This is a genomic window from Brumicola blandensis (assembly GCF_031846165.1).
Classification (GTDB): Bacteria; Pseudomonadota; Gammaproteobacteria; order Enterobacterales; family Alteromonadaceae; genus Glaciecola; species Glaciecola blandensis.
Genome location: NZ_JAVRIE010000002.1, coordinates 738,410 through 745,205 on the forward strand (window position 1 = coordinate 738,410; position 6,796 = coordinate 745,205).

General features: G+C 42.0%; 11 protein-coding genes. 10 read left to right on the forward strand and 1 reads right to left on the reverse strand.

Going from position 1 to position 6,796, the window contains the following annotated elements:
• Positions 1 to 6: 6 nt before the first annotated feature.
• The 10 genes from rpmD (at position 7) to RM544_RS08520 (ending at position 5,661) form a co-directional block, all read left to right on the forward strand.
• Positions 7 to 189, forward strand: a complete 183-nt coding sequence (gene rpmD, locus RM544_RS08475; RefSeq protein WP_014107681.1) for a 50S ribosomal protein L30 — start codon at positions 7 to 9, stop codon at positions 187 to 189.
• 3 nt (positions 190 to 192) lie between these two features.
• Complete coding sequence (gene rplO / locus RM544_RS08480) at positions 193 to 627, forward strand: 50S ribosomal protein L15 (protein ID WP_311361324.1); 435 nt, start codon at positions 193 to 195, stop codon at positions 625 to 627.
• 5 nt (positions 628 to 632) lie between these two features.
• Positions 633 to 1,943 (forward strand): preprotein translocase subunit SecY, encoded by a 1,311-nt coding sequence (gene secY / locus RM544_RS08485; protein ID WP_311361325.1) that lies wholly within the window; start codon positions 633 to 635, stop codon positions 1,941 to 1,943.
• Positions 1,944 to 1,975: 32 nt separating this feature from the next.
• Positions 1,976 to 2,089 (forward strand): 50S ribosomal protein L36, encoded by a 114-nt coding sequence (gene rpmJ, locus RM544_RS08490; protein ID WP_075607266.1) that lies wholly within the window; start codon positions 1,976 to 1,978, stop codon positions 2,087 to 2,089.
• A gap of 156 nt (positions 2,090 to 2,245) precedes the next feature.
• The gene (gene rpsM / locus RM544_RS08495) at positions 2,246 to 2,602 is read left to right on the forward strand and encodes a 30S ribosomal protein S13 (protein WP_195733731.1); all 357 of its coding nucleotides are present in this window, start codon (positions 2,246 to 2,248) and stop codon (positions 2,600 to 2,602) included.
• A 12-nt stretch (positions 2,603 to 2,614) separates the two neighbouring features.
• On the forward strand, positions 2,615 to 3,004 hold the full coding sequence (gene rpsK, locus RM544_RS08500) for a 30S ribosomal protein S11 (RefSeq protein ID WP_311361326.1): 390 nt from the start codon (positions 2,615 to 2,617) through the stop codon (positions 3,002 to 3,004).
• A 24-nt stretch (positions 3,005 to 3,028) separates the two neighbouring features.
• Complete coding sequence (gene rpsD, locus RM544_RS08505) at positions 3,029 to 3,649, forward strand: 30S ribosomal protein S4 (protein ID WP_311361327.1); 621 nt, start codon at positions 3,029 to 3,031, stop codon at positions 3,647 to 3,649.
• Positions 3,650 to 3,669: 20 nt separating this feature from the next.
• The gene (locus RM544_RS08510) at positions 3,670 to 4,659 is read left to right on the forward strand and encodes a DNA-directed RNA polymerase subunit alpha (protein ID WP_311361366.1); all 990 of its coding nucleotides are present in this window, start codon (positions 3,670 to 3,672) and stop codon (positions 4,657 to 4,659) included.
• Positions 4,660 to 4,700: 41 nt separating this feature from the next.
• On the forward strand, positions 4,701 to 5,099 hold the full coding sequence (gene rplQ / locus RM544_RS08515; RefSeq protein WP_311361328.1) for a 50S ribosomal protein L17: 399 nt from the start codon (positions 4,701 to 4,703) through the stop codon (positions 5,097 to 5,099).
• 148 nt (positions 5,100 to 5,247) lie between these two features.
• Entirely contained in the window at positions 5,248 to 5,661 is a 414-nt protein-coding gene (locus tag RM544_RS08520) for a hypothetical protein (protein ID WP_311361329.1), read from the forward strand.
• 72 nt (positions 5,662 to 5,733) lie between these two features.
• Here the strand turns inward: RM544_RS08520 and RM544_RS08525 are convergent, their stop codons facing one another.
• Positions 5,734 to 6,513, reverse strand: a complete 780-nt coding sequence (locus RM544_RS08525; protein WP_311361330.1) for a hypothetical protein — start codon at positions 6,511 to 6,513, stop codon at positions 5,734 to 5,736.
• Between the last annotated feature and the right edge of the window lie 283 nt (positions 6,514 to 6,796).

A 6,796-nucleotide genomic window follows, 5' to 3' on the forward strand; every position in this document is an offset into this window, starting at 1 on the left:
TCGAACATGTCTAAGATGATTAAAGTAAAGCAAACTAAAAGCTCTATCGGGCGTCTTCCTAAGCACAAAGCCACTTTGGTTGGTTTAGGTTTACGTAAAATCGGACAAGTACGTGAGTTGGAAGATACTCCGTCAGTTCGTGGCATGATCAACCGTGTTCAATACATGGTTGAGATAGTTGAGGAGTAATCTATGAGACTTAATACTCTTGCTCCTGCCGAAGGAGCTAAACATTCAGGTAAACGTGTTGGTCGCGGTATCGGTTCTGGCTTAGGCAAAACTGGTGGTCGTGGTCATAAAGGTCAAAAGTCTCGCTCTGGCGGGTCTGTTAAACCTGGTTTTGAGGGCGGTCAAATGCCTATTCAACGCCGTTTGCCGAAATTCGGTTTTACGTCACGTAAATCGTTTGTGTCTGACCAAGTTACACTTAGTGAAATTGCTAAGGTAGAAGGCGATATCGTTACTGTTGATACTTTAAAAGCAGCAGGTCTCATCAAGAAAGAGATCATGTTCGTTAAAGTGATGAAGAGTGGCGAAATTAATCGTGCTGTTACCTTAAGCGGGATCCGAGTGAGCAAAGGCGCACTTGAAGCGATTAACGCGGCTGGCGGTAAAGTAGAGGAATAAGCTAAATGGCAAAACCAGGACTAAATTCAGGAGCAGGTGGCGGACTAAGTGAACTTAAGTCTCGCTTGTTGTTTGTTCTTGGAGCAATTATCGTGTTTAGGCTAGGTTCGTATGTGCCTATCCCTGGTATTGATGCAAACGTGTTAGCTCAGTTATTTGAGCAACAGAAAGGCACTATCGTAGAAATGATGAATATGTTCTCCGGTGGTGCTCTTGAGCGCGCTTCTGTACTTGCTTTAGGGATTATGCCTTACATTACAGCTTCTATTATTGTGCAATTGCTTTCGCATATGTACCCTCCATTGATGGAGCTTAAAAAAGAAGGTGAAGCGGGTAGACGTAAGATTAGTCAATATACAAGGTATCTAACCTTAATATTAGCGATATTCCAGTCAGTGGGTATTGCTACTGGTTTGCCAAACTTAGTGCAAGGTTTAGTGATTAACCCTGGCCTAGGTTTCTATTTTACAGCTATCGTGAGTTTGGTTACCGGCACCATGTTTTTGATGTGGTTAGGTGAGCAAATTACAGAACGCGGCATTGGAAATGGTATTTCGATACTTATTTTCGCTGGTATCGTAGCGGGTTTACCAACAGCGATTGGTCAAACTGCAGAGCAAGCAAGGTTGGGTGAAATAAACCTTCTGTTCTTGTTTGTTATCGGTGCCATCATTATTGCACTTACCTATTTGGTTGTTTTCGTAGAGCGTGCGCAACGTCGCATCGTTGTAAACTACGCTAAGCGCCAGCAGGGACGTAAAGTATTTGCAGCGCAAAGTTCACATTTACCGCTTAAGGTAAACATGGCTGGTGTTATTCCACCAATCTTTGCGTCTAGTATTATACTTTTCCCGAGCACGTTAGCGGGTATGGTTGGCCAGAATGAGTCTTTCTCTTTCTTGACTGACATCTCATTGGCGTTGTCTCCGGGTAATCCTTTATATGTAATGCTTTATGCTGCAACGATTATTTTCTTCTGCTTCTTCTATACAGCATTAGTTTTTAATCCTCGCGAAACAGCTGATAATTTGAAGAAATCTGGCGCTTTTGTTCCTGGCATTCGTCCAGGCGAGCAAACCTCTCGTTATATCGATAAGGTGATGACTCGTTTAACACTAGCCGGTGCTCTCTATATTACTTTTGTTTGTTTGGTGCCTGAGTTCTTACTATTGTGGTTTAACGTTCCGTTTTACTTCGGTGGTACATCACTACTCATTATATGTGTTGTGGTAATGGACTTTATGGCGCAGGTGCAGACCCATTTGATGTCACATCAATACGGGGATGTTCTTAAAAAAGCTAATCTTAAAGGCTAGTCCTTTAAGTTAGCCAATTACGGAGTGATGTAATGAAAGTTCGTGCATCCGTTAAAAAGATTTGCCGTAACTGCAAGATCATTAAACGTAACGGCGTTGTTAGAGTGATCTGTGTAGAGCCTAAGCATAAGCAAAGGCAAGGTTAATCACTACTCTTAGAAATAAGAGTAACAGTTGGTTTTTAATATCGGGTTGCTGTACTAGCGCCCGAGCCTTAAAACCTTTATTTGCAATTTAGTTGCTGGGTAAGTATCCTATCGGGCTTTTTAGGCTAGCAACAATAATTTAGAGGAGTGCTGTTAATGGCCCGTATCGCTGGCATTAACATTCCTGATCACAAACATGCCGTCATCGCTATCCAAGCGATCTTCGGTATCGGCGCAACGAGAGCGAAAGTAATCTGCGCAGGTGCTGGTGTATCAGAATCAACCAAGATCAAAGATCTTGATGAAGCGACTATTGATAAACTTCGTGACGAAGTTGCTAAATTCACAGTTGAAGGTGACCTTCGCCGTGAAGTATCAATGAGTATTAAACGTTTGATGGACCTAGGTTGCTTCCGTGGTATTCGCCACCGTCGTAGCTTACCTCTACGTGGTCAACGCACTAAAACAAATGCGCGCACCCGTAAAGGTCCTCGTAAACCTATTAAAAAGTAAGCGAGGGTTACAATGGCTAAAGCTCCTACTCGCGCCCGCAAGCGCGTAAAACGTCAAGTTGCTGATGGTATGGCTCATATCCATGCTTCTTTCAACAACACAATTGTGACTATCACTGACCGTCAGGGTAACGCTCTATCTTGGGCAACTTCTGGTGGATCTGGTTTCCGTGGCTCACGTAAGTCAACTCCTTTTGCTGCACAGGTTGCTGCTGAAAGAGCTGGCGTTGCTGCTCAGGAATACGGCTTGAAGAACATTGAAGTGTTCGTTAAAGGCCCAGGTCCAGGTCGTGAATCTGCAATCCGTGCATTAAATGCAACGGGTTACAAGATCACAAATATTACCGATGTGACACCTATACCTCACAACGGTTGTCGTCCACCGAAAAAACGTCGCGTTTAATCGACGGACAGTTGGAGAAAGATCATGGCTAGATATTTGGGTCCAAAACTCAAACTAAGTCGTCGTGAAGGAACTGATTTGTTCCTTAAGAGCGGCGTAAGAGCAATTGAAAGCAAGTGTAAGATTGATACAGCACCAGGTCAGCACGGCGCCCGTCGCGGTCGTTTGTCTGATTACGGCGTTCAATTGCGTGAAAAGCAAAAAGTACGTCGTATGTACGGTGTATTAGAAAAACAGTTTAGAAACTACTATAAAGAAGCAGCGCGCCTTAAAGGCAACACAGGTGAAAACTTGTTGCAGCTTCTAGAACAGCGTTTAGATAACGTTGTTTACCGTATGGGTTTTGCAAGCACTCGTGCTGAAGCTCGCCAACTAGTTAGCCACAAAGCTATCGTAGTGAACGGTAAAGTAGTGAACATTCCATCTTTCAACGTAAAAGCTGAAGATGTGGTTGCTGTTCGTGAAAAGGCGAAAAAACAGGCTCGTATTGTTTCTGCACTAGAATTAGCAGACCAACGCGAGAAACCAACTTGGTTGGAAGTTGACAACACGAAAATGGAAGGCGTTTTTAAACGTATTCCAGAAAGAACGGATTTGTCTGCGGACATTAACGAACAGTTGATTGTCGAACTTTACTCTAAGTAAAGATTAACTAAAGAGGATACATTGTGGGTTCAGTGACCGAATTCCTAAAGCCAAGATTAGTTGAAATTGAAAATGTTTCACCTACTCGTGCAAAAGTAACACTTGAGCCTTTAGAGCGAGGCTTCGGCCATACTCTAGGTAATGCATTACGCCGTATCTTACTTTCGTCTATGCCAGGTTGTGCAGTGACTGAAGTGGAAATCGATGGTGTATTACATGAGTACAGCACTAAAGAAGGTGTTCAAGAAGACGTAATCGAAATTTTGCTTAACCTTAAAGGACTAGCAGTTCGTCTTGAAGGTAAAACCGAAGCAACGCTTACACTAGTTAAGTCTGGTGCTGGCCCTGTTGTTGCCGGCGATATCCAGCACGATGGTGACGTTGAGATCGTAAATCCAGAGCATGTAATTTGTACTTTAACTGGCGAAGCTGAATTAAGCATGCGCATTAAAGTAGAAATGGGCCGAGGTTATGTTCCAGCTTCAACTCGTCGTTCCTCTGAAGATGATGATCGTCCAATTGGTCGTTTATTAGTTGATGCTTCATACAGCCCTGTAGAGCGTATTGCTTATTCTGTTGAGTCTGCTCGTGTTGAACAACGCACAGATTTAGATAAGTTAATCATCGATATGGAAACTAACGGAACACTAGATCCGGAAGAAGCCATTCGTCGTTCTGCTACTATCTTAGCCGAGCAGTTAGATGCTTTCGTAGAATTACGTGACATCTCTGAGCCAGTTGAGAAAGAAGAGAAACCAGAATTTGATCCAATTCTACTTCGTCCTGTGGACGACTTAGAACTGACTGTTCGTTCTGCAAACTGTTTGAAAGCGGAAGCTATCCAATATATTGGTGACCTGGTACAGCGTACTGAAGTAGAACTTCTGAAAACGCCTAACTTAGGTAAGAAGTCGCTTACAGAAATTAAAGATGTACTGGCATCTCGTGGACTGTCTCTAGGTATGCGCCTAGAAAACTGGCCACCAGAGTCAATCGCTGAAAAAGATTAATCAGGTTTTAGATAAACTGATTTGTAAAGAAGGATATAGCTATGCGCCATCGTAAGAGTGGTAGACAGTTAAATCGTAACAGCAGCCACAGACAAGCAATGTTTAAAAACATGGCTAGTTCGTTGGTTAAACACGAAGTTATTAAAACTACGTTGCCAAAAGCGAAAGAACTGCGTCGAGTAATAGAACCGCTAATCACTTTAGCTAAGCAAGACAGCGTTGCAAACCGTCGTCTTGCAATGGCAAGAACTGGTGATAAAGAAGTGGTAGGTAAATTGTTTAACGAATTGGGCCCGCGTTACGACGCTCGTCCAGGCGGCTACAGCCGTATTTTGAAGTGTGGTTTCCGTGCAGGTGACAACGCTCCAATGGCTTTCGTTGAATTAGTTGACCGTCCAGTTGTTGAAGCTGAAGAAGTAGCTGAAGCAGTTGAAGAATAAACAAGCCTTTGGTTTGTAAATAAAAACCCAGCTTTTAGCGCTGGGTTTTTTTATGTCCAGAGATTTCTTTAAAATAGGATACTTATCGGGTTCTGTTAGTTCTATTGAAATTTAAGGGAAGGGCGTTAAAGTGAAAAGGAAGCTAGAGATGAAAAGTATTTTTGGTATTGTAGCGTGTTTGTGCCTGCCCTCATGTGTCACGATAGAAAGCCCTGATAATCTAATATCAGACACAATTAAAGCTGGTAAAGAAGTCTATCAAGATATAAAAAAGAGTAAAAATAACAGTGAGTCGGAACAGGAAGCTAAAAAAGAGCCTGCTGATACTTCTGTTGTGGTCGCGTCTGAAATGGATAAAGAAGAAAATACCTTTATCAACACATATCCGCTAGAAAACATGGATAATGAATTAAACGCAATGCAATCATGTATGTCTGAACTCATTGAAGATACAAGAAGGTCTTTGAATTTGTATTCGCTAGATGTGCTAAGTAGGACTTACGAGAACATTACTGCTGATAATGTTGACGTTGTACAGTGTAAAATTACTATAAAACGATAGTGCCATTGATCATGTGCCAGTTTGCTATTTAAAGCATGCTGGTATTACTCTTGGTTTGAAAGCAGTGTTGGCTTATTGGTTTTTATAATACTTACCAACAAGAACACTAGCTTGTACATCGCTTAACCCGCCTCTTTTAGCGCTCGCACTCACCAAGTCTTGGTTTATACCTCTTTGTTCTGCAAGTTGCACCAACCTTTCAACAGCTTCGGGATGTTTAGCTAATTGTTCAACTGAAATGATAATCATCGACTCAGATTCAGTGGAATCTTCAGGAAATAACGCCAAAAGAGCATCAACAACATACTTACCGACTAAGGGTACCTCTTGAATCGTGGTAACTAATACGTCAATCGTTTTATTTGGGTAAGACTTCGCCAGCGTTTTCGCAATTTGGTCAGCAGAGTCAGGTTCCATATTAACCGCTGTGCGGACAATTTCAGTAAATTGATCAGGTGAGAACTTACACGCAGCTTCAGTAGCATACTCTGCATAGCTAGGTTCTGCGTTGATAGCTAGGGTGACTAACTCCGTTGCCGGTGCTAGCCTTTTCTCTAGAGCGAGTTTTATAACATCGTCAACATACGCTGGTTGTGTTGAAACTGCTGCCGACACAATTTGTCTATATTTCTCTGGATATGTATCTAAAGCAATATTCACTAATTCGTAGGTGTTTTCTGGGTATCGAGCCAAAACGGTTCGGATTGCTCGACCAACGGAGTTACTGCTTCTAACTTGTTGCTTTAAGAAATGACTAGACTGTGCAAAAGATTCTTTGTCTTCTGTCTCCTGTGCAAGGCATGGAGCGCTAACTAATAACAAAGCACTAAGGGTAACTGCAGCTAATTTCATCTCTATAAATCCTCTTCCGTTTTACTCTTATCGGCACAACAAGATTTTGTAACAGGAATGTTAAGGTACGCCTTTGGTGAAAAATATCAACTTTTATGCGTATTAGGGTTGACCTATTCGTATAAATGACTACAATGCGCGTCGCTTTCGGGGATTAAGTTCCCGTCTAGCAAGTTAAGACTGCTTTAACGCTGTTAAGTTCATTCATACATTACTGTTTATCAGCAAGTATAAGAGCTTAAAATGCAGTTAAACAAAAATCTAAAATAAATTGATTTTTAGT

Excerpts from the sequence above, each read along its gene's own strand:
- rplO (WP_311361324.1), top strand. The coding sequence starts at position 193 with ATGAGACTTAATACTCTTGCTCCTGCCGAAGGAGCTAAACATTCAGGT.
- RM544_RS08520 (WP_311361329.1), top strand. The coding sequence starts at position 5,248 with ATGAAAAGTATTTTTGGTATTGTAGCGTGTTTGTGCCTGCCCTCATGT.
- rpsD (WP_311361327.1), top strand. The coding sequence starts at position 3,029 with ATGGCTAGATATTTGGGTCCAAAACTCAAACTAAGTCGTCGTGAAGGA.
- RM544_RS08525 (WP_311361330.1), bottom strand. The coding sequence starts at position 6,513 with ATGAAATTAGCTGCAGTTACCCTTAGTGCTTTGTTATTAGTTAGCGCT.
- rpsM (WP_195733731.1), top strand. The coding sequence starts at position 2,246 with ATGGCCCGTATCGCTGGCATTAACATTCCTGATCACAAACATGCCGTC.
- secY (WP_311361325.1), top strand. The coding sequence starts at position 633 with ATGGCAAAACCAGGACTAAATTCAGGAGCAGGTGGCGGACTAAGTGAA.
- rpmD (WP_014107681.1), top strand. The coding sequence starts at position 7 with ATGTCTAAGATGATTAAAGTAAAGCAAACTAAAAGCTCTATCGGGCGT.
- rpsK (WP_311361326.1), top strand. The coding sequence starts at position 2,615 with ATGGCTAAAGCTCCTACTCGCGCCCGCAAGCGCGTAAAACGTCAAGTT.
- rpmJ (WP_075607266.1), top strand. The coding sequence starts at position 1,976 with ATGAAAGTTCGTGCATCCGTTAAAAAGATTTGCCGTAACTGCAAGATC.
- rplQ (WP_311361328.1), top strand. The coding sequence starts at position 4,701 with ATGCGCCATCGTAAGAGTGGTAGACAGTTAAATCGTAACAGCAGCCAC.